The following is a 19,862-nucleotide window of genomic DNA, read 5'->3' on the forward strand; positions in this document are numbered from 1 at the left end:
GCGCTGGCTTTTGCCACCGGTTTTCTCCCCTCTCCCGCGAGCGGGAGAGGGGCGGGGGAGAGGGCCGGCGCATCGCATGGCGACGGCAGTCACTTTGTGGATGCTCCCGCCCTCTCCCCCAACCCCTCTCCCGCAGGCGGGAGAGGGGAGACAACACTCAGCGTGAAAGGTAGCGCGCCGCATGATCAAGAGCCCCAACTGCCCCCTCTGCGAAACCGACGGCGGCGAACTGGTCTGGATGGGCGACCGCGCCCGCCTGATCCTGGTCGAGCATGACCGCTTTCCCGGTTTCTGCCGCATCGTCTGGAACGACCACGTGGCCGAGCTCACCGACCTGGACGAGGCCGACCAGGCCTGGCTGATGCGGCTGGTGGCGCGCGTGGAGCGCGTGGTGCGCGAGGTGATGGCGCCCGACAAGGTCAACCTGGCGGCGTTCGGCAACATGGTGCCGCACCTGCACTGGCACATCATCCCGCGCTACCGCTGGGACACGCATTTCCCCGAGGCGATCTGGGCGGCGCCGCAGCGCGCGGCGGACAGCGTGCGCGTGCAGGAGCTGGCCAGCCGGCTGCCGGCGCTGCGTACGGCACTTTCGCTGATCGAAGCTGACGACGCCTGAAGCCGGGCGCGGAACCCGCGCCGGCCCGCAACCGTCTGAATCCTGTTGCCGCCGCGGTCGCGCCCGCGCGCCGCGGCACGAGAACAACAAGCCCGGCCACGCATTCCGCTGGCGGGCCAGAAAGCTGCCGCTATGTCCTCGACCCCGACTTCCGTCACCGTACCGGGCCCGGCCGTTCCTGCCAAGGCCCTCAAGATCCAGAGCCGGCTGCGCATGGCCGCGACCTGGGCGCTGATCAAGCCCTACTGGAAATCCGACGACCGCGTCGCCGGCCTCGGCCTGCTGGCGCTGGTGGTGGTGCTCAACCTGGGCATCGTCTATATCAACGTGCTGCTCAACGAGTGGAACCGCGTGTTCTACAACGCGCTGGAGCAGCGCGACTACGCCTCGTTCAAGGTGCTGCTGCTGCGTTTCTCGTGGATCGCGGCGTTCTTCATCGTGGCGGCGATCTCGCGCCAGTACTACACCATGATGCTGCAGATGCGCTGGCGTACCTGGATGACCGGCCGTTTCATGGGCCATTGGCTCGGGCACCAGGCCTACTACCGCATCGAGCAGACCCATACCACCGACAACCCCGACCAGCGGATCGCCGACGACCTGCGCCTGTTTACCGACGGCGCGCTGTCGCTGTCGCTGGGGCTGCTCAATTCCGTGGTGACGCTGCTGTCCTTCGTCGGCATCTTGTGGGCGGTGTCGGGGCCGATCAGCTTTGCGCTGGGCGGCAAGGAATGGACCATCCCCGGCTACATGGTCTGGTTCGCGGCCGGCTATGCGGTGATCGGCTCGCTGGTGGCGCATCTGGTAGGGCGCCCGCTGATCGGGCTGAACTTCCAGCAGGAACAGTACGAAGCGGATTTCCGTTTCACGCTGGTGCGCCTGCGCGAGAACAGCGAGCCGGTGGCGCTGTACCGCGGCGAGGCGACCGAGCAGGCCGGCCTGCGCGCGCGCTTTGACCGCATCCGCGCCAACTGGAACCAGCTGATGCGCTATACGCGGCGGCTGACCTTCGTCAGCTCCGGCTATGCGCAGTTCGCCATCATCTTCCCGATCCTGGTGGCGGCGCCACGCTACTTCGCCGGCAAGATGACGCTGGGCGGGCTGATGCAGACCAGTTCCGCGTTCGGGCAGGTGCAGGGAGCGCTGTCGTGGTTCGTCGACAGCTATGCCACGCTGGTGGGCTGGAAGGCCGCGGCCAACCGCCTGATCGATTTCCAGGAAGCGATCCGCGTGGCCGAACGCCAGGACCTGGCCCCCGGCGGCACGCGCGACGTCGAGGTCGAGCATACCGGCAAGCCGCAGGAAGGCATCGTGATCGACGGCCTCGCGCTGGCGCTGCCGGTGCGCGCCGCGCGCGGCAGCGCGATCGGCCAGCGCCAGCTGGTGGCGCCGTTCTCGCTGTCGGTCGCGCCGGGCGAGCGCTGGCTGGTCAGCGGCCCGTCCGGCTGCGGCAAGAGCGTGCTGTTCCGCGCGCTCGCCGGCATCTGGCCGTATGGCAGCGGCACCGTGACCATGCCGGAGGGCAAGCGCATGCTGTTCCTGCCGCAGCGCAGCTACCTGCCGATCGGCACCCTTGCCGACGCGCTGGCCTACCCGGACGCCGGCACCGAGCACAGCTCGGAATCCCTGCAGGCGGCGCTGCGCCAGGCGCGGCTGGCGGCGCTGACCGACCAGCTCGACGTGTTCGACAACTGGTCGCTGCGGCTGTCGCCTGGCGAGCAGCAGCGGCTGGCGTTCGCGCGCGCGCTGCTGCAGAAGCCCGATTACCTGTTCCTGGACGAAGCCACCAGCGCCCTCGACGAGGACACCGAAGGCGCGATGTACCGGCTGATGGTCGAGGCGCTGCCGGACGCGGCCATCATCAGCATTGCGCACCGCAGCACGGTGGCGGCCTTCCATGGCCGGCGCCTGCGCTACGTGCCGCAGGATGCGGAGGCCGCGCGGGCTGCGCAAGCCGGCGAGCCTGGGGTAAGCTATCGGGTCGTAAGCGAAGCGTGATGCGGCGCGAGGCGGCGCCTGGGGCGCCGCCTCGCGCATGCCGCTGCGCCGGATTCCCCTACAGAGCGCCCGTGAAGCGGGCCGCGATCATCATGGCTGGCCTGGAAAAAGACACTCCCCATCCCACCGCGCTGACCGTCCACACGCAATCGCGCGTGCTGGAGGTCGGCTTCGACAACGGCCGCAGCTTCCGGCTGCCGTTCGAGCTGCTGCGCGTGTATTCGCCTTCGGCGGAAGTGCAGGGCCACGGCCCCGGGCAGGAGATCCTGCAGACCGGCAAGCGCGACGTTGGCATCAGCGCCGTCGAGCCGGTGGGCAACTACGCCATCCTGATCCGCTTCAGTGACGGCCACGACACCGGCATCTATTCGTGGGAATTGCTGTACCGGCTGGGCGACCAGCAGGACGCGCTGTGGCAGGACTACCTGGAGCGGCTGGAAGCCGCCGGCGTCGATCGCGATACCCCCATGCCTGGCGCCGGCGCGGCCGGCGGCCACGGTTGCGGCCACCACCATTGAGCCGCCCCCGACAACCCTGGAGTCTGAGAAATGAGTGAAACCCACTTCGGGTTTGAGAAAGTCGACGAAATGGAAAAGGCCGGCAAGGTCGCCGGCGTGTTCCATTCGGTGGCGAGCAAGTACGACGTGATGAACGACCTGATGTCGGGGGGCATGCACCGGCTGTGGAAGATGTTCACCATCGCCCAGGCCAATGTGCGGCCCGGCCACAAGGTGCTGGACATCGCCGGCGGCACCGGTGACCTGGCCAAGGCGTTCGCGAAGCAGGCCGGCCCGACTGGCCAGGTCTGGCTGACCGACATCAACGAGTCGATGCTGCGCGTCGGCCGCGACCGGCTGCTGGACAAGGGCATCGTCACGCCGGTGGCCCTGTGCGACGCCGAGAAGATCCCGTTCCCCGATAACTACTTCGACCTGGTCACGGTGGCCTTCGGCCTGCGCAACATGACGCACAAGGAGGCCGCGCTGGCCGAGATGCACCGCGTGGTCAAGCCGGGCGGCAAGGTCATGGTGCTGGAGTTCTCCAAGGTGTGGAAACCCCTGGAGAAGGCGTACGACGTCTATTCTTTCAAGGTACTACCCTGGTTGGGCGAGCGCGTGGCAGGGGATGCCCCCAGCTATCGCTATCTCGCGGAATCGATCAGAATGCATCCAGACCAGGTTTCACTTGTACGCTTAATGGAACATGCGGGCCTGGAGAATGTCGAATACTTCAATCTGACGGCCGGAGTGGTGGCGCTCCACGTCGGGCGGAAGTATTAAGAACACTTGAAATCGCCATGCTCACCCTAAGATGGGGTGAAACTGACAGGGGATAACAGCATATGTCGTCAATTCGTGGAAAATTCCTGATGGGGTCGCTGGTCACCGCGCTAGCCTTCGGGATGGCGTTGGACGCCGAGGCCAAGCGCATGGGCAGCTCGCGCAGCGTTGGCAAGCAGTCTGAATCGGTGACGCAGCGCCAGCAGACGCAGCCCACCTCGCCCACGCAGCAAGCGCAGCAACCTGCACAACAGGCGGCACCGGCCACGGCCGGGGCGGCCGGCGCGGCTGCGGCCGCGGCGCCCAAGCGTAACTGGGGCGGCATCCTGGGCGGCATCGCAGCCGGCCTGGGTATCGGCTGGCTGCTGTCGCACTTCGGCCTGGGCGGCGCTGCGCTGAGCTTCCTGTCGAATCTGATCCTGATCGCGATCGTCGCCTTCGCGGTGATCTGGCTGATCCGCAAGTTCCGCGGTGGCAGCCAGCGCACCCAGCAGCCGGCGTATGCAGGCGCGGCAGGTGCCGGCAATGCCGGTGGCATGGGCCGCAGCGCCGAGCCGATGCTGCGCCAGCCGACGGCGACCCCGGCCTCCAACCCGGTGATGCCGGGCGCGGCGGCAGCACCGGTGGCAACCGATGCCGTAGCCCCGCAGCCGTGGGGCGTGCCGGCCGACTTCGATACCGAAAACTTCCTGCGCAACGCCAAGGTCCACTTCGTGCGCCTGCAGGCAGCCTGGGACGCCGGCAATCTCGACGACATCCGCGAATTCACCACGCCGGAAATGTTCGCCGAGATCAAGATGGACCTGTCCGAGCGCGGCGCCGAAGTCAACAAGACCGACGTGGTCACGCTGGAAGGCCAGTTGCTCGGCATCGAGTCGACGCCGGCCCAGCATATCGCCAGCGTTCGCTTCTCCGGCATGATCCGCGAGAAGGCCGGCGAGGCAGCGCAGCCGTTCGCCGAGGTCTGGAACCTGGCCAAGCCGGCGACCGGCACCGGCGGCTGGCTGCTCGCCGGCATCCAGCAGGAGTCGTGATGCCGCGCCTCCGTGGCGAGTGATGCGCCCGGGGGAGTAGCTTAGAATGGAGGCCCACGTGAAAACGTGGGCCTTTTTTGTTTTTGGGCGCCCGGCCTGCAACCTCGCCGGATGCCTCACCGCCAGCCAACCCGCGCTGCCATGAACACTCTGCCTTCCGCCCTGGCCACTCCCGCGATCTCGGCTCTGAACCACCTGCTCGAGCAGGAGCCATGGGCCCGCAACCAGCTCGCGCCATTTGCCGGGCGCGTGATCCGTTTCGATGCCGCCGCCTTCGTCCTGTCGCTGAAGGTGACAGAACACGGTGGCACCGAGCAGGCCCCGGAAGCCGAGGCCCCCGCGGTGACGCTGCGCGTGCCGGTGCAGCAGTGGCCGCTGGTTGCGGCGGACGTTGCCGAAGGCGGCCAGGCCGCGGCCATGCGCCATGTGCGCATCGAAGGCGATGCCGAACTGGCCAACACCGTGTCGGCGCTGGCGCGCAACCTGCGCTGGGATGCCGAAGAAGACCTGTCCCTCGCCCTGCGCGGCATCCTGGGCGGCCCGCTCAGCGACAGCGTGGCGCAGCGCATGGTCGGCAGCGCGCGCCAGGTCCACGAACAGGCCACGCGCATCGGCCGTGCGCTGGTCGACAATGTCACCGATTACCTGCTTGACGAGCAGCCGACGCTGGTGCGCCACGCCGCGCTGGATGCCTTCGGCGCCGACGTGGGCCAGTTGCGCGACAGCCTGGCCCGGCTGGAGAAGCGGCTGGAAAAGCTCGAGCGCGCCGGTGCCTCAGCCAACCCGGCCGCCAACCCGGCCGCCAACCCGGCCGCGCCCGGCCAGCTGCCGTCGCCGCACCGCTGAGTTCGGCCCCGCCCGTATCCACCCCATGCCAACCGCTACCCTGACTGCCTGCCCCGGCCCCGAGAAGACTCCCGAATGACCCGCCTCCTGCGCCTTGGCAAGATCCTCTTTGTCATCCTCTATTACGGCCTGGACGAGCTGGTGCTGTCTGGCTTCAGCAACCGCAAGATCCGTTTCCTGGTGCGCGTCATCACCATCGGGCGCAAGCTCGACATGCCGCGCGGCGAGCGCCTGCGGCGGGCGCTGACGGCGCTGGGGCCGATCTTCGTCAAGTTCGGCCAGGTCCTGTCGACGCGGCGCGACCTGATGCCGCCCGACATTGCCGACGAGCTGGCCAAGCTGCAGGACCAGGTGCCGCCATTCGACTCGGCGGTGGCGGTCAGGATCATCGAGCGTTCGCTGGGGCGGCCGATTGCCCAGCTGTTCGAGACCTTCGAGCACCAGCCGGTGGCCAGCGCCTCGATCGCGCAGGTCCACTTCGCCACGCTCAGGGGCGGCCCCAACCACGGCCGCGAGGTCGCGGTGAAGGTGCTGCGCCCGGGCATGCTGCCGGTGATCGACAGCGACCTGGCGCTGATGCGCGACATGGCCACCTGGCTGGAGCGCTTCTGGGCCGACGGCAAGCGCCTGAAGCCGCGCGAGGTGGTGGCCGAGTTCGACAAATACCTGCACGACGAGCTCGACCTGATGATCGAGGCGGCCAACGCCAGCCAGCTGCGCCGCAACTTTGCCGACACCAGCCTGCTGCTGGTGCCCGAGGTGTTCTGGGACTGGTGCAGCACCTCGGTGTTTGTGATGGAGCGCATGCACGGCATCCCGATTTCGCGCACCGAATCGCTCAAGGCGGCCGGCGTCGACATGCACCAGCTGGCCGAGGAGGGGGTCGAGATCTTCTTCACCCAGGTGTTCCGCGACGGCTTCTTCCATGCCGACATGCACCCGGGCAACATCCTGGTGTCGGTGCAGCCGGAGTCCTTCGGCCGCTATATCGCGCTGGACTTCGGCATCGTCGGCGCGCTGTCGGAGTTCGACAAGAACTACCTGGCGCAGAACTTCATTGCCTTCTTCCGCCGCGACTACCACCGCGTGGCGCTGCTGCACGTGGAATCCGGCTGGGTCCCGCCCGAGACCCGCGTGGAAGAGCTGGAAGGCGCGGTGCGCGCCTGCTGCGAGCCGTACTTCGACAAGCCGCTGAAGGAAATCTCGCTGGGCATGGTGCTGATGCGCCTGTTCCAGACCTCGCGCCGCTTCAATGTCGAGATCCAGCCGCAGCTGGTGCTGCTGCAGAAGACGCTGCTCAATATCGAAGGGCTGGGCCGCCAGCTCGATCCGGACCTGGACCTGTGGAAGACCGCCAAGCCGTTCCTGGAGCGCTGGATGTACGAGCAGGTCGGCTGGAAGGGCGCCTGGGAGCGGGTCAAGGTGGAAGCGCCGCAGTGGGCCAAGATGCTGCCGGACTTCCCGCGGCTGGCGCACCAGTTCCTGGAGCGGCGCGCGCTGGCCGGCAACGGCGAGCAGGACAAGCTGCTGGCGCAGCTGGTGGCCGAGCAGCGCCGCACCAACCGGCTGCTGGGCACGGCGCTGCTGCTGGTCGGCGGTTTTATCGCCGGCATTGTGCTCACGCACGTGCTGGCGTGGGGCGCCTACTGGTAGGCGACACCGGCTATATAAACAAGCAGGCAAACGAGGAGACCATGACCGCCGCGCCCAAGCCCGCTCCGGCATTCAGCACGCGCAACGCCGCCGACCCATCGTTCTGGGATGAACGTTTCGCGCAGAGTTACACGCCCTGGGACGCCGGCGGTGTGCCGGAGGAATTCCGCCAGTTCATCGCTGACCGCGCGCCGTGCCCGACACTGGTGCCCGGCTGCGGCAACGGCTGGGAGGCAGCCTGGCTGTTCGAGCAGGGCTGGCCGGTGACGGCGATCGATTTTTCGGCGCAGGCGGTGGAATCGGCCAAACGCGCGCTGGGCCCGGCCGGGGTGGTGGTGCGGCAGGCCGATTTCTTCACCTTCACGCCCCAGCCGCCGTGCCAGCTGGTCTACGAGCGTGCCTTCCTGTGCGCGCTGCCGCCGGCGATGCGTGACGCGTATGCCGTGCGCGTGGCCGAGTTGCTGTCGCCGGGCGGCTTGCTGGTTGGTTACTTCTACCTGGGCGAGAACCGCGGCGGTCCGCCGTTCGCGATGCCCGAGGCCGAACTGGCGGCTCTGCTGGGAACAGCCTTCGAGCGCCTGGAAGACCGGCCCTCGGCCGCGCCGCTGCCCGTGTTCCAGGGGCAGGAGCGCTGGCAGGTGTGGCGACGGCTGGGCGGCTGAGCGTACGCTTCCGGCGCCTTGTGGCGCCCCGGATGCATCCGCGTGGCGCTTTTGCCCCACCCGGGAATTTTTTTCGCCCGCGCTGGTCTGCGTCGCTATAATCCGCGTTTTGATTCGGCTACGACCGCAGGCCCTGCCGCGCGCTCCCGCTCCGGGAACTCGCCAAGAAGCTCCTCACGCGGCCCCGACCGATGAATTGGACTCCGGGCAGGTGTGCACCTGACGTATCACGCAAGCCGCCCGGCATTCGGTTTTTCGCCACAAGGGCACTTTCTGCATAGGGCAGCGGCATGCTGATCTGGTTCGTCATCATCTACTGGGTAATCTCGGTCGGCATCGGCCTGTGGGCGGCGCTGCGCGTACGCAACACCACCGATTTCGCCGTCGCCGGGCGCAGCCTGCCGTTCCACATCGTCACCGCCACCGTCTTTGCCACCTGGTTCGGCTCCGAGACCGTGCTGGGCATCCCGGCCGTGTTCCTCAAGGAAGGGCTGTCCGGGGTGGTGTCCGACCCGTTCGGCTCGTCGCTGTGCCTGATCCTGGTGGGCCTGTTCTTCGCCCGGCCGCTGTACCGGATGAACCTGCTGACGATCGGCGACTACTACCACAACCGCTACGGCCGGCTGGCCGAGGTGCTGACCACCCTGTGCATCGTGGTCTCGTACCTGGGCTGGGTCGCGGCGCAGATCAAGGCGCTGGGGCTGGTGTTCTATACCGTGTCGGACGGCGCGCTGCTGTCGGCGATCAAGAGCTGCGCCTCGGCAACGCTTCTGGCGCCGTCGGTGACCTTTGCCGAGAACATCCTGCGCCCGTACTTCCGCCATCTCGACGACAGGCAGTTCCTGCGCGTGATGCAGGCCGTGGTGCTGGTGTTCACCACGCTGGTGACGCTGTTCGCGCTGAACTCGCACCTGTCGATCTTCCATATGGTCGAAAATGCCTACAAGGTCACGTTGGTGTCGTCATTCGTGCCGCTGGCCTTCGGCATGTTCTGGAAGCACGCCACCCGCCAGGGCGGACTGGCCGCGATCCTGCTGGGCCTGACCTCGTGGCTGACCTGCGAGGTCGCCTTCGCCGATGCGGTGGTGCCGCCGCAGATGGTGGGCCTGCTGTTCTCGATCGGCGGCATGGTGGTCGGTTCGCTGCTGCCGCAGTGGATCGCGGATCACGCGCCGGTCAAGGAAGTGCATATCGCCTGACCCGGCGCGATCGCCACCCTCAGGCGGGGCTCCGATAGCCCTCCATTTCCGGCCATCAGCCAGCCACAGAACGGTTTATAATTCAAGGCTTTGCATCGCCTGTGGGGCCGCCTGCGCGGGTTTCCGTGCTCCTGGCACCGGCGGCGATGCCCGCCTTTATACCGATTTCCGTAGTTTTCTCGCGAAAAGACACCATGCCGATCTATGCCTACCGTTGCGACGCCTGCGGCCACGGGCGCGATGTGCTGCAAAAAATGAGCGATGCCGCGCTGACGGACTGCCCGTCGTGCGGCGCCGCCGGTTCGTTCAAGAAGCAGTTGACCGCGGCCGGCTTCCAGCTCAAGGGCTCGGGCTGGTACGTGACCGACTTCCGCGGCGGCAGCAGCGGCACCAGCGCGCCGGCCGCGGGCGGTGCGGCTGCCGGCGCGGCAGCGACCAGCGCCCCGGCCGCTGCCACTGCCGCCGCCGAATCTTCTTCGGCCAGCACGGCCGCCGCCGCACCTGCCGCCGGCGGTTGCGGCAGCGCCTGCGCCTGCCACTGATCCGGATCGCCACGTGGTCGCCAAGAAGACTTCCGCCCTCAAGACCTGGTTCCTGACCGGTCTGCTGGTGCTGGTGCCGCTGGGCATCACGCTGTGGGTGCTCAGCCTGATCATCGGTACGATGGACCAGAGCCTGGCACTGCTGCCCGAGACCTGGCGCCCGGACCGGCTGATGTTCGGCAAGCGCGTCACCGGCCTCGGCGCCATCCTGACGCTGCTGTTTATCCTGCTGGTCGGCCTGCTGGCGCATAACTTCATCGGCCAGCGCCTGGTGCGCTGGTGGGAAGCGCTGCTGGGCCATATCCCGGTGGTTGGACCGATCTACACCAGCGTCAAGCAGGTGTCGGACACGCTGCTGTCGTCGTCGGGCAATGCTTTCCGCAAGGCGCTGCTGGTGCAGTATCCGCGCGAGGGCTCGTGGACCATCGCCTTCCTGACCGGCCGCCCCGGCGGCGATGTGCAGAACCACCTGCAGGGCGAGTACGTCAGCGTCTACGTGCCGACCACGCCGAATCCGACTTCGGGCTTCTTCCTGATGATGCCCAAGGCCGACACCATCGAACTCGACATGACGGTCGACGCCGCCCTCAAGTACATCGTCTCGATGGGCGTGGTGGCGCCGGCCGAACTGACCCGCAAGAGCGACAGCGGGCCAGCGCCGCAGCGGCCGCCGGCCAGCCGCGCCAGCAGCGGGGAAGCGGTCGAGACGACCGATCCTTAAGCATTCAAACAGATACGAGCCCGCCCGATCTGCTTCGGGCGGCAGCGTTTTACCGGGAATCTCCTTATGTCCTCCATGCGTACTCACTACTGCGGTCTGGTGACCGAACAATTCTCGGGCCAGGAAGTGGCCCTGACCGGCTGGGTCCAGCGCCGCCGCGACCATGGCGGCGTGATCTTCATCGACCTGCGCGACCGCGAAGGCCTGGTGCAGGTGGTGTGCGACCCGGACCGCCCGGAGATGTTCAAGGCCGCGGAAGAGATCCGCAATGAGTTCTGCATCCGCGTCACCGGCAAGGTGCGCCCGCGCCCGGCCGGCACCGAGAACGCCAACCTGACCTCGGGCAAGATCGAGGTACTGTGCCACGAGTTGACCGTGCTGAACCCGTCGGTCACGCCCCCGTTCCAGCTCGACGACGACAACCTGTCGGAAACCACCCGCCTGACGCACCGCGTGCTGGACCTGCGCCGCCCGCAGATGCAGTACAACCTGCGCCTGCGCTACAAGGTGGCGATGGAAGTGCGCAAGTACCTGGATGCCCAGGGCTTTATCGACATCGAGACCCCGATGCTGGGCAAGAGCACGCCTGAAGGCGCACGCGACTACCTGGTGCCGTCGCGCGTGAACCCGGGCCACTTCTTCGCGCTGCCGCAGTCCCCGCAGATCTTCAAGCAGATGCTGATGGTCTCGGGCTTCGACCGCTACTACCAGATCACCAAGTGCTTCCGCGACGAAGACCTGCGCGCCGACCGCCAGCCCGAGTTCACGCAGATCGACTGCGAGACCTCGTTCCTGAGCGAGCAGGAGATCCGCGACCTGTTCGAGGACATGATGCGCACGGTGTTCAAGAACGCCATCGACGTCGACCTGGCCGCCTTCCCGGTGATGGAGTTCCGCGAGGCCATGGCCCGCTTCGGCTCCGACAAGCCTGACCTGCGCGTCAAGCTGGAATTCACCGAGCTGACCGAGGTGATGAAGGACGTCGACTTCAAGGTGTTCTCGGGCCCTGCCAACAGCGACAACGGCCGCGTGGTCGGCCTGCGCGTGCCGGCCGGCGGTGCCATCTCGCGTGGCGAGATCGACGCCTACACCCAGTTCGTCGGCATTTACGGCGCCAAGGGCCTGGCCTGGATCAAGGTCAACGAAGTGGCCAAGGGCCGCGACGGCCTGCAATCGCCGATTGTCAAGAACCTGCACGACGCCGCCATTGCAGAGATCCTGAAGCGCACCGGCGCCCAGGACGGCGACATCATCTTCTTCGGCGCCGACAAGGCCAAGGTGGTCAACGACTCGATCGGCGCGCTGCGCCTGAAGATCGGCCACTCCGACTTCGGCAAGGCCAACGGCCTGTTCGAGGACGCCTGGAAGCCGCTGTGGGTGGTGGACTTCCCGATGTTCGAGTACGACGAGGAAGACGCCCGCTGGGTCGCCATGCACCACCCGTTCACCAGCCCCAAGGACGAGCACCTGGAATACCTGGAGACCGACCCGGGCAAGTGCATGGCCAAGGCCTACGACATGGTGCTGAACGGCTGGGAAATGGGCGGCGGCTCGGTGCGGATCTTCCGTTCGGAGATCCAGAGCAAGGTGTTCCGCGCACTCAACATCAATGACGAGGAAGCCCGCGCCAAGTTCGGCTACCTGCTGGACGCGCTCCAGTACGGCGCGCCGCCGCACGGCGGCCTGGCCTTCGGCCTGGACCGTATCGTGACGATGATGGCCGGCGCCGACTCGATCCGCGACGTGATCGCCTTCCCCAAGACCCAGCGCGCCCAGGACCTGCTGACCCAGGCCCCGAGCTCGGTCGACGAGAAGCAGCTGCGCGAGCTGCATATCCGCCTGCGCGCTGCCGAGCCGAAGCCGAACGCCTGAGCTGCTCAAGCTCCCGGGTAAAGAAAGCCGCGCCAATGCGCGGCTTTTTTGCTTTTTGCGCAATACTGGTTCCGCGGTGCCGCCAACTAGCGCTTTGGTTTCGATTTGTTACTGGTCGGAACGAAGCCCGCGACGGCCGTGTCTCCTTTCTTTGACACGTAATTTGCCGAGGGGCCCCCGCGATGAAGGCTCCCGGCGCTCGGGAGGAAATTCGTGAACATGAACCTGGATACCGAACTGATCCGCCAGTTCCTGCTGGCTCACCAGGAAACCATCCTGACCTGGCTGGTGGCAGGGCTGGTGATGATGCTGCTGGCCCGCTTCGAGCTGCGCCGCGCCCAGCGCCGCGCGGCGCTGGCCATGTCCGAATCGGTGGCGACCACGGTGGCAGCCTGCGTGCCCGATATCGCCCATGCTGTGCAGGCGGCGTCGCCGCAGCCGCTGGCCGAGCCGGTCGAGATGCAGCGCGCCGAAGCGTTGCGCCGGCTGGCGCTGGACACCGTCGGCGCGGTCATGACGCGCGGGCGCTGGCTCGATGAACTGGGCAACCTGCGCCTGGCGGACGACGCGCTGCTGGACGGACAGCGAGCCGGCGGCGCCGATCCGCTGCTGGTGGTGGCGCCGCAGCCGGCGGTGCAGGCCTACCTGGCGGCCCAGCGCGTGTTCGAGGACGAGGCCGCGCAGGTGCAGGCGCTGCGCCGCGATGCCCAGCGCCACCAGGAAGCGCTGCAGGCGCTGGACGCCGAGGCGGCGCATATCGAGCAGGAAACCGGCAGCATTGTGCTGCGCTTCGAGCAGGTCAATGCGCAGGCTGCGCAGGGCGTCGATGGCGGCGACTACCAGCGCTTCCTGATCCAGAAGTACAACGCTCTTGGCCAGCGTGAGAAGGAAATCGCACAGGAGCGCGTACACCTGCAGGCCCAGGCGCGGCTGAGCGCCGACGTGCTGGCCGAACGCGCCCATGCTGCCTCCCGGCGCTACCGCGAGTCACTGGCGCCGCTGATGGAGCAGCTGCGTGCCGCCTGGGGCCATGGCGATTCGCCGCAGGTGTTCGATACCTGGCAGCATAAGGTCACCGGGCAGGGCCCCGAACCGTACCTGGCGCCCCACGCCCCCGCGCGCAACGCCGCTTGAAGCGGGGCCATCGGACCGGGGAATAGCGCTTTCGCGTGGCAAGCTCGCGCGCCTGCGCTATCCTTGGGTTTGTCCTTTCGCCCAGTCCCATGCCCTACAAGATTCCGGAATCCGTGCTGGTCGTGATCTACACGCCAGATCTTCAAGTCTTGCTGCTGGAACGCGCCGATCGCCCGGGGTTCTGGCAGTCCGTGACCGGCAGCCTCGATACCCTGGACGAACCCCTGGCAGTGACCGCAGCGCGCGAGGTGGCAGAGGAAACCGGCATCATCGCCGGGGAGCACCTGCTGGCCGACTGGGGCCATTCGATCCAGTACGAGATCTACCCGCAGTGGCGGCACCGCTATGCCGAAGGCGTCACGCGCAATACCGAGCACTGGTTCGGCCTGCGCGTGCATGAAGCGCTGCCGGTAACGCTGGCGCCTCGCGAACACCTGCAATATAAGTGGCTGCCGTGGGAGCAGGCCGCCGGGCAGTGCTTTTCCAGCAGCAACGCCGAGGCCATCCGGCAACTGGCCTGGCGTACCACCGGGGCGGCCGGAAAGCAGGCACTGTGCGGAGCGCAGCCATGAAGCTGCGCGTGGTCACCTACAACATCCACAAAGGGGTGACCGGCCTGTCGCGGCGCCCGCGCATCCAGAACGTGCGGGCCGGCCTGCATGCGATGGATGCGGACATCGTCTTCCTGCAGGAAGTGCAGGACCGCAATGACCGCCTGGTGGCGGCGGCGCTGTTCGATCCCGACCATACCCAGCTCAATTACCTGGCGACCGATGCGTACCCGCATTCGGTCTACGGGCGCAACGCGGTCTATGACTACGGCCATCACGGCAACGCGATCCTGTCGCGCCATCCGATCCTGATGTCCGAAAACCTCGACATTTCCGACCATCGTTTCGAGCAGCGCGGGCTGCTGCATGCGGTGGCGGACATCAAAGGCATCGAGACCCACCTGATCTGCGTGCATTTCGGCCTGTTCGCCCGCAGCCGCGCCCGCCAGGCCGAGGCGCTGGTCGAGCGCGTGCGCAACGTGGTGCCCGAGGGGGTGCCGCTGGTGATCGCCGGCGATTTCAACGACTGGAACCACCGGCTCGATGCGCAGATCTGCAATACGCTGCATGCGGTCGAGGCGTCGCACGCGCGCGGCGCGCGGCTGCACACTTTCCCGAGCCATATGCCGTGGTGGCAGCTTGACCGGATCTACGTGCGTGGCTTCGAGATCGAGCGCGCGCACGCGCTGACCGGGCGGGACTGGGCGCAGCGGTCGGATCATGTGCCGCTGGTGGCGGAGCTGGGGCATCCGCTGGGTGAGGCGATGGAGGCGGTGGCGGAGCAGCGGGACAAGGCTGCCTGAGGGTGTCCTGCACGACACTGGCTTTCTCCCGTCTCCCACAAGGCTGGAGACGGGAAGCACCTTCCGCAGTCAGCGGCTTGAATAGTCGCGGATAAAGGCGAAGACGGCGTCCGCGTTGTTCAGGTCCAGCACCGGCAACGACGTCATCGCCGCGGTGGCCGCCACGTCGTCGCTCGCTACCGCGACCACGCCGGGCACCTCGTCCCACAGCGGCGTACGCCCCAATCCGGGCCGGAACACCTCAAGCTTGGGAAAATCGCTGCGCTTGTAGCCCTCCACCAGCACCAGGTCGGTGTCGGCCGGCAGCACCGCCAGCGCATCGTTCAACTCAGGCGACGGCACTGCCTCGGGGTAATGTCGCATCAGCGTCAGGTGGCGCGCGCCGACCAGCACGACGTTGGCGCAGCCAGCCTCGCGCATGCGCCAGGAGTCCTTGCCCGGCGTGTCGGGATCGAAGCCGTGGTGGGTGTGCTTGACGCCGGCCACGCGCAGGCCAGCAGCGACAAAACGGGAGATCAGCTGGTCGAGCAGCGTGGTCTTGCCGCTGCCGGACGAGCCGGTGATGCCGAATACCTTCACGATCGGTTCCGTGGGGGGCGCGTCGATGATGGCAAGGACGATAGCAGAGATCGGCGCACATGTGCACGCGGCGCCTTCCGGGCAGCATTCTGTCCGATAATCTCGGCATGTCACGGATATCCCACTCCGAGCGGCCGGATGCGACCGCCGCTGGCACCGCCGAACACACCGCCGAACACACCACCGACGGGCAACGCCACCGCATGCTGCGCTGGACATGGCGCCGCGGCAAGCCGACCAGCGGCAACACCGTGCGCTTGCTGCACAGCGGGCAGGATTTCTTTCCGGCGCTGATCGAAGCGATCGACCAGGCCGCATTCCAGGTGGTACTGGAAACCTATATCTATGCCGACGACGATATCGGCCGCGCCGTCAGCGACGCGCTGGTACGCGCCGCCGCGCGCGGCGTCTCGGTGCGCGTCACCGTCGACGGCTTCGGCGCCGGCGACATGCCCGCCGCAATGGCCGAGCGCCTGAGCGCAGGCGGCGTGCAGCTGCGGGTCTACCGCAAGCTGCGCGGCTTCCGGCTGGCCCGGCGCCACCTGCGCCGGCTGCACCGCAAGCTGGCCGTGATCGATGGACGGGTGGCCTTCGTCGGCGGCATCAATATCATCGACGACCTCAACCACGGCCCGTTCGAAGGCGCCAACCTGGGACCGCGCTACGACTTTGCGGTGCAGGTCAGCGGCCCGCTGGTGGACCGCATCGCGCTGACCGCCGAACGGCTCTGGTGGCGGCTGGCGCTGCGCGATACGCACGGCGGCGGCCGCGCCGCAGCGGTGGCGGACTACCCGCTGCTGACCGACCTGCCACCACGTGCCGAGCCCACCGGCGGCGTGCGTGCCGCGCTGCTGCTGCGCGACAACCTGCGCAACCGCCGCACCATCGAACGCGAATACCTGCGCGCGCTCGGCGCCGCGCGCCAGGACGTGATCCTGGCCAACGCCTACTTCCTGCCCGGCCACAAGATGCGCCGTGCGCTGCTGGCCTGCCGCGAGCGTGGCGTGCGCGTGCGGCTGCTGCTGCAGGGCATGGTCGAATACCGGCTGCAGCACTACGCCACGCACGCGCTTTATGCCTCCTTGCTGGAAGCCGGCGTGGAGATCTACGAGTACGCGGAGAGCTTCCTGCACGCCAAGGTCGGCGTGGTCGACGAAGCGTGGGCCACGGTGGGTTCGAGCAACATGGACCCGTTCAGCCTGCTGCTCGCGCGCGAAGCCAACGTGGCCGTTTATGATGCTGCCTTCGCCGCCGAACTGCGTACGGCGCTGGAACGCGCCATTGCGCACCGCAGCGTGCGCGTCATGCCGGAAGTCCATGCACGGCGCTCGCCGCTGCACCGCGTGGCGAACTGGACCGCATATATGCTGCTGCGGCTTGGCGTGATCATCGCCGGCGTCACGGGGCGCTACTGAAACGAAACGGTTGACACTGTGCGTTTGCTGCCATGCGGCAACGCACGGCTTGCAACCCGTTGCATCGCCTTGCGTGACGGGCATGCTGCATTGCGGCCCGTTTAGAAACACAGGTCTAATTAAAAGCTTGAAGGTCGACTGCTGCGCCAGAATAATCTGAACGACCGTTCTTTTTTGGCTTAGACTGCGTGCATTCGCGGTATGCAGCGGCAAATTCGCCGGCTGTCCGCAAACAAAATGCAACGTCAGGGTCATACGCACAGGCCGCAGCAGGGCCTTTGCAGAACGGAGAAATAACATGCGACACCAGTCAGCCCGTCTCGAATCCGCCGCCGCTTCCCCCGCGCCCATGCGCAAGGGTGAGATGACGCGCGTGGCGATTCTGGATGCCGCACTGGAACTGTCGTCCCGCGACGGGCTTGAAGGTCTGACCATCGGCCTGCTCGCGGAACGCATGCAGATGAGCAAGAGCGGCGTCTTCGCGCACTTCGGTTCGCGCGAAGACCTGCAGGTAGAGGTGGTGCGGGAGTATCACCGCCGGTTCGAGCAGGAGGTCTTCTATCCCTCCCTGCAGGAGCCGCGCGGACTGCCCCGGCTGTGGTCGATGGTGCGGCGCTGGATGGAGAAGCGCATCCAGGAAGTGACGACTGGGTGCATCTACATCAGCGGCGCCGTGGAGTATGACGACCGCACCGGCAGCCTGGTGCGTGACGAGCTGGTCAAGAGCGTCACCATCTGGCGGGCAGCGCTGAATCGCGCCATCAACCAGGCCAAGGAGGAGGGGCACCTGCGCGCGGATTGCGATCCGCGCCTGATGCTGTTCGAGATGTATAGCCTTGAACTAGGCTTGCATCATGACGCCCGTTTCCTGCGCCTGCCTGACAGTGCCGAGCTTGCCATGGTCGCGCTCAACAAACTGATTCAGTCTTACCGTACCTGAGGCCGTCGGGTCGGACCGGATCGCGAGAAGCGAGGCGGGCGGCGTGGCGGCATCGTATAACTCCAAGGAGTCTCTGATGGGCCAGTACACCGCACCGTTGCGCGACATGCAGTTCGTGCTCCATGAACTGCTCGGCGCCGAAGCCGAACTCAAGGCGATGCCGCCGCACGCGGACATCGACGCGGACACCATCAACCAGGTCATCGAGGAAGCCGGCAAGTTCTGCTCGGACGTGGTGTTCCCGCTCAACCAGGTGGGCGACCGCGAGGGCTGCACTTATGTTGGCGACGGCGTGGTCAAGGCTCCCACCGGCTTCAAGGAAGCCTACCAGCAGTACGTCGAGGCCGGCTGGCCGGCGCTGGCATGCGATCCGGCCTTTGGCGGCCAGGGCCTGCCGATCGTGGTCAACAACGTGGTCTACGAGATGCTGAATTCGGCAAACCAGGCGTGGACCATGTACCCGGGCCTGTCGCACGGCGCGTATGAGGCACTCCATGCGCACGGCACGCCCGAGCTGCAGCAGGCCTACCTGCCCAAGCTGGTGTCCGGCGTCTGGACCGGCACCATGTGCCTGACCGAGCCGCACTGCGGCACCGACCTGGGCATCCTGCGGACCAAGGCTGAACCGCAGGCCGACGGCTCCTACCTGATCACCGGCACCAAGATCTTCATCTCCGCCGGCGAGCACGACCTGGCCGAGAACATCATCCACCTGGTGCTGGCACGCCTGCCGGACGCGCCGGGTGGGACCAAGGGCATCTCGCTGTTCGTGGTACCCAAGTTCATCCCCGATGCCAGCGGCAACCCGGGCGAGCGCAACGGCATCAAATGCGGCTCGATCGAGCACAAGATGGGCATCCACGGCAACGCCACCTGCGTGATGAACCTGGACGGCGCGCGCGGCTGGCTGGTGGGCGAGGCCAACAAGGGCCTGAACGCCATGTTCGTGATGATGAACGCCGCGCGCCTGGGCGTGGGCGCGCAGGGCCTGGGCCTGACCGAGGTGGCGTACCAGAACTCGGTCGCCTACGCCAAGGACCGCCTGCAGATGCGCGCGCTGACCGGCCCGAAGGCGCCGGAAAAGGCCGCCGACCCGATCATCGTGCACCCCGACGTGCGGCGCATGCTGCTGACCCAGCGCGCCTACGCCGAAGGCGGCCGCGCCTTCAGCTACTGGACCGCGCTGCAGATCGACCGCGAGCTGTCGCACCCGGACGAAGCCGTGCGCAAGCAGGCCGGCGACCTGGTCGCGCTGCTGACGCCGGTGATCAAGGCTTTCCTGACCGATAACGCGTTCACCTCGACCAACGAAGGCATGCAGGTGTTCGGCGGCCACGGCTACATCTCCGAATGGGGCATGGAGCAATACGTGCGCGACGCCCGCATCAACATGATCTACGAAGGCACCAACACGATCCAGTCGCTGGACCTGCTGGGCCGCAAGATCCTGGGCGACATGGGCGCCAAGATGAAGGCCTTCGGCAAGATCGTGCAGGAGTTCGTGGAAGAAGAGGGCACCAACGAAGCCATGCAGGAGTTCGTCAACCCGCTGGCCGACCTGGGCGACAAGGTGCAGAAGCTGACCATGGAAATCGGCATGAAGGCGATGGGCAACGCCGACGAGGTGGGCGCCGCCGCGGTTCCGTACCTGCGCGTAGTGGGTCACCTGGTGTTCTCGTACTTCTGGGCACGGATGGCCAAGATCGCGCTGGAGAAGGAAGCCAGCGGCGACAAGTTCTACACCGCCAAGCTGGCCACGGCGCGCTTCTACTTTGCCAAGCTGCTGCCGGAAACGGCTGGCGAGATCCGCAAGGCGCGCGCTGGTTCGGCTTCGCTGATGGCGCTGGACGCGGATTTGTTCTGATTCGGCAAGGCGGCTTTCCATGCCGCCGGTTTGCTCCCCTCTCCCGCTTGCGAGAGAGGGGCCCGGGGGAGAGGGCCGGAGGTCGATATGCCGAGGCACTTCGTCGACACGCCCGCCCTCTCCCCCACCCCTCTCCCAGAGGGAGAGGGG

19 protein-coding genes are annotated in these 19,862 nt (G+C 67.1%); 18 read left to right on the forward strand and 1 reads right to left on the reverse strand.

Annotated elements, in window-relative coordinates; genetic code table 11:
- Positions 1–181: 181 nt before the first annotated feature.
- The 15 genes from ACIP1U_RS00735 (at position 182) to ACIP1U_RS00805 (ending at position 14,914) form a co-directional block, all read left to right on the forward strand.
- A complete protein-coding gene (locus ACIP1U_RS00735; protein ID WP_400310492.1) occupies positions 182–619 on the forward strand; it encodes an HIT family protein in 438 nt (145 codons plus the stop codon).
- A gap of 132 nt (positions 620–751) precedes the next feature.
- Positions 752–2,617, forward strand: a complete 1,866-nt coding sequence (locus ACIP1U_RS00740) for an ABC transporter ATP-binding protein/permease (RefSeq protein WP_400310495.1) — start codon at positions 752–754, stop codon at positions 2,615–2,617.
- A 92-nt stretch (positions 2,618–2,709) separates the two neighbouring features.
- Positions 2,710–3,135, forward strand: a complete 426-nt coding sequence (locus tag ACIP1U_RS00745) for a gamma-butyrobetaine hydroxylase-like domain-containing protein (RefSeq protein ID WP_400311710.1) — start codon at positions 2,710–2,712, stop codon at positions 3,133–3,135.
- A gap of 30 nt (positions 3,136–3,165) precedes the next feature.
- On the forward strand, positions 3,166–3,897 hold the full coding sequence (ubiE, locus tag ACIP1U_RS00750; RefSeq protein WP_400310497.1) for a bifunctional demethylmenaquinone methyltransferase/2-methoxy-6-polyprenyl-1,4-benzoquinol methylase UbiE: 732 nt from the start codon (positions 3,166–3,168) through the stop codon (positions 3,895–3,897).
- Positions 3,898–3,959: 62 nt separating this feature from the next.
- Positions 3,960–4,931, forward strand: a complete 972-nt coding sequence (locus tag ACIP1U_RS00755; protein ID WP_400310500.1) for a Tim44 domain-containing protein — start codon at positions 3,960–3,962, stop codon at positions 4,929–4,931.
- Positions 4,932–5,072: 141 nt separating this feature from the next.
- Positions 5,073–5,777, forward strand: a complete 705-nt coding sequence (locus ACIP1U_RS00760) for an SCP2 domain-containing protein (RefSeq protein ID WP_400310502.1) — start codon at positions 5,073–5,075, stop codon at positions 5,775–5,777.
- 75 nt (positions 5,778–5,852) lie between these two features.
- Positions 5,853–7,430 (forward strand): ubiquinone biosynthesis regulatory protein kinase UbiB, encoded by a 1,578-nt coding sequence (gene ubiB, locus ACIP1U_RS00765; RefSeq protein WP_400310504.1) that lies wholly within the window; start codon positions 5,853–5,855, stop codon positions 7,428–7,430.
- Positions 7,431–7,471: 41 nt separating this feature from the next.
- Complete coding sequence (locus tag ACIP1U_RS00770) at positions 7,472–8,092, forward strand: methyltransferase domain-containing protein (RefSeq protein WP_400310507.1); 621 nt, start codon at positions 7,472–7,474, stop codon at positions 8,090–8,092.
- Positions 8,093–8,382: 290 nt separating this feature from the next.
- Positions 8,383–9,291 (forward strand): hypothetical protein, encoded by a 909-nt coding sequence (locus ACIP1U_RS00775; RefSeq protein WP_400310510.1) that lies wholly within the window; start codon positions 8,383–8,385, stop codon positions 9,289–9,291.
- Between the two features lie 194 nt (positions 9,292–9,485).
- The gene (locus ACIP1U_RS00780; RefSeq protein WP_400310512.1) at positions 9,486–9,833 is read left to right on the forward strand and encodes an FmdB family zinc ribbon protein; all 348 of its coding nucleotides are present in this window, start codon (positions 9,486–9,488) and stop codon (positions 9,831–9,833) included.
- A gap of 13 nt (positions 9,834–9,846) precedes the next feature.
- Positions 9,847–10,554, forward strand: coding sequence for a DUF502 domain-containing protein (locus ACIP1U_RS00785; protein ID WP_400310515.1), 708 nt, complete (start codon positions 9,847–9,849; stop codon positions 10,552–10,554).
- Positions 10,555–10,620: 66 nt separating this feature from the next.
- On the forward strand, positions 10,621–12,426 hold the full coding sequence (gene aspS, locus ACIP1U_RS00790; protein WP_400310518.1) for an aspartate--tRNA ligase: 1,806 nt from the start codon (positions 10,621–10,623) through the stop codon (positions 12,424–12,426).
- 219 nt (positions 12,427–12,645) lie between these two features.
- Complete coding sequence (locus tag ACIP1U_RS00795; RefSeq protein WP_400310521.1) at positions 12,646–13,560, forward strand: hypothetical protein; 915 nt, start codon at positions 12,646–12,648, stop codon at positions 13,558–13,560.
- 89 nt (positions 13,561–13,649) lie between these two features.
- A complete protein-coding gene (gene nudB / locus ACIP1U_RS00800) occupies positions 13,650–14,132 on the forward strand; it encodes a dihydroneopterin triphosphate diphosphatase (protein ID WP_400310524.1) in 483 nt (160 codons plus the stop codon).
- Positions 14,129–14,914: an endonuclease/exonuclease/phosphatase family protein gene (locus ACIP1U_RS00805; RefSeq protein ID WP_400310527.1), complete on the forward strand. Its 786-nt coding sequence runs from the start codon at positions 14,129–14,131 to the stop codon at positions 14,912–14,914. The genes nudB and ACIP1U_RS00805 overlap by 4 nt, the downstream gene beginning before the upstream one ends.
- Positions 14,915–14,983: 69 nt before the next feature.
- Here the strand turns inward: ACIP1U_RS00805 and mobB are convergent, their stop codons facing one another.
- Complete coding sequence (gene mobB, locus ACIP1U_RS00810) at positions 14,984–15,493, reverse strand: molybdopterin-guanine dinucleotide biosynthesis protein B (RefSeq protein ID WP_400310530.1); 510 nt, start codon at positions 15,491–15,493, stop codon at positions 14,984–14,986.
- Between the two features lie 59 nt (positions 15,494–15,552).
- On the opposite strand from mobB, the gene clsB reads away from it, so the two are divergent.
- The 3 genes from clsB (at position 15,553) to ACIP1U_RS00825 (ending at position 19,712) form a co-directional block, all read left to right on the forward strand.
- The gene (gene clsB, locus ACIP1U_RS00815; protein WP_400310532.1) at positions 15,553–16,908 is read left to right on the forward strand and encodes a cardiolipin synthase ClsB; all 1,356 of its coding nucleotides are present in this window, start codon (positions 15,553–15,555) and stop codon (positions 16,906–16,908) included.
- A gap of 349 nt (positions 16,909–17,257) precedes the next feature.
- Positions 17,258–17,848: a TetR/AcrR family transcriptional regulator gene (locus tag ACIP1U_RS00820; protein WP_209768496.1), complete on the forward strand. Its 591-nt coding sequence runs from the start codon at positions 17,258–17,260 to the stop codon at positions 17,846–17,848.
- A 76-nt stretch (positions 17,849–17,924) separates the two neighbouring features.
- Positions 17,925–19,712, forward strand: a complete 1,788-nt coding sequence (locus ACIP1U_RS00825; RefSeq protein WP_400310535.1) for an acyl-CoA dehydrogenase C-terminal domain-containing protein — start codon at positions 17,925–17,927, stop codon at positions 19,710–19,712.
- Positions 19,713–19,862 lie beyond the last annotated feature (150 nt).

It is taken from the genome of Cupriavidus sp. NPDC089707 (genome assembly GCF_044748965.1).
In the GTDB taxonomy this organism is placed as follows: Bacteria; Pseudomonadota; Gammaproteobacteria; order Burkholderiales; family Burkholderiaceae; genus Cupriavidus.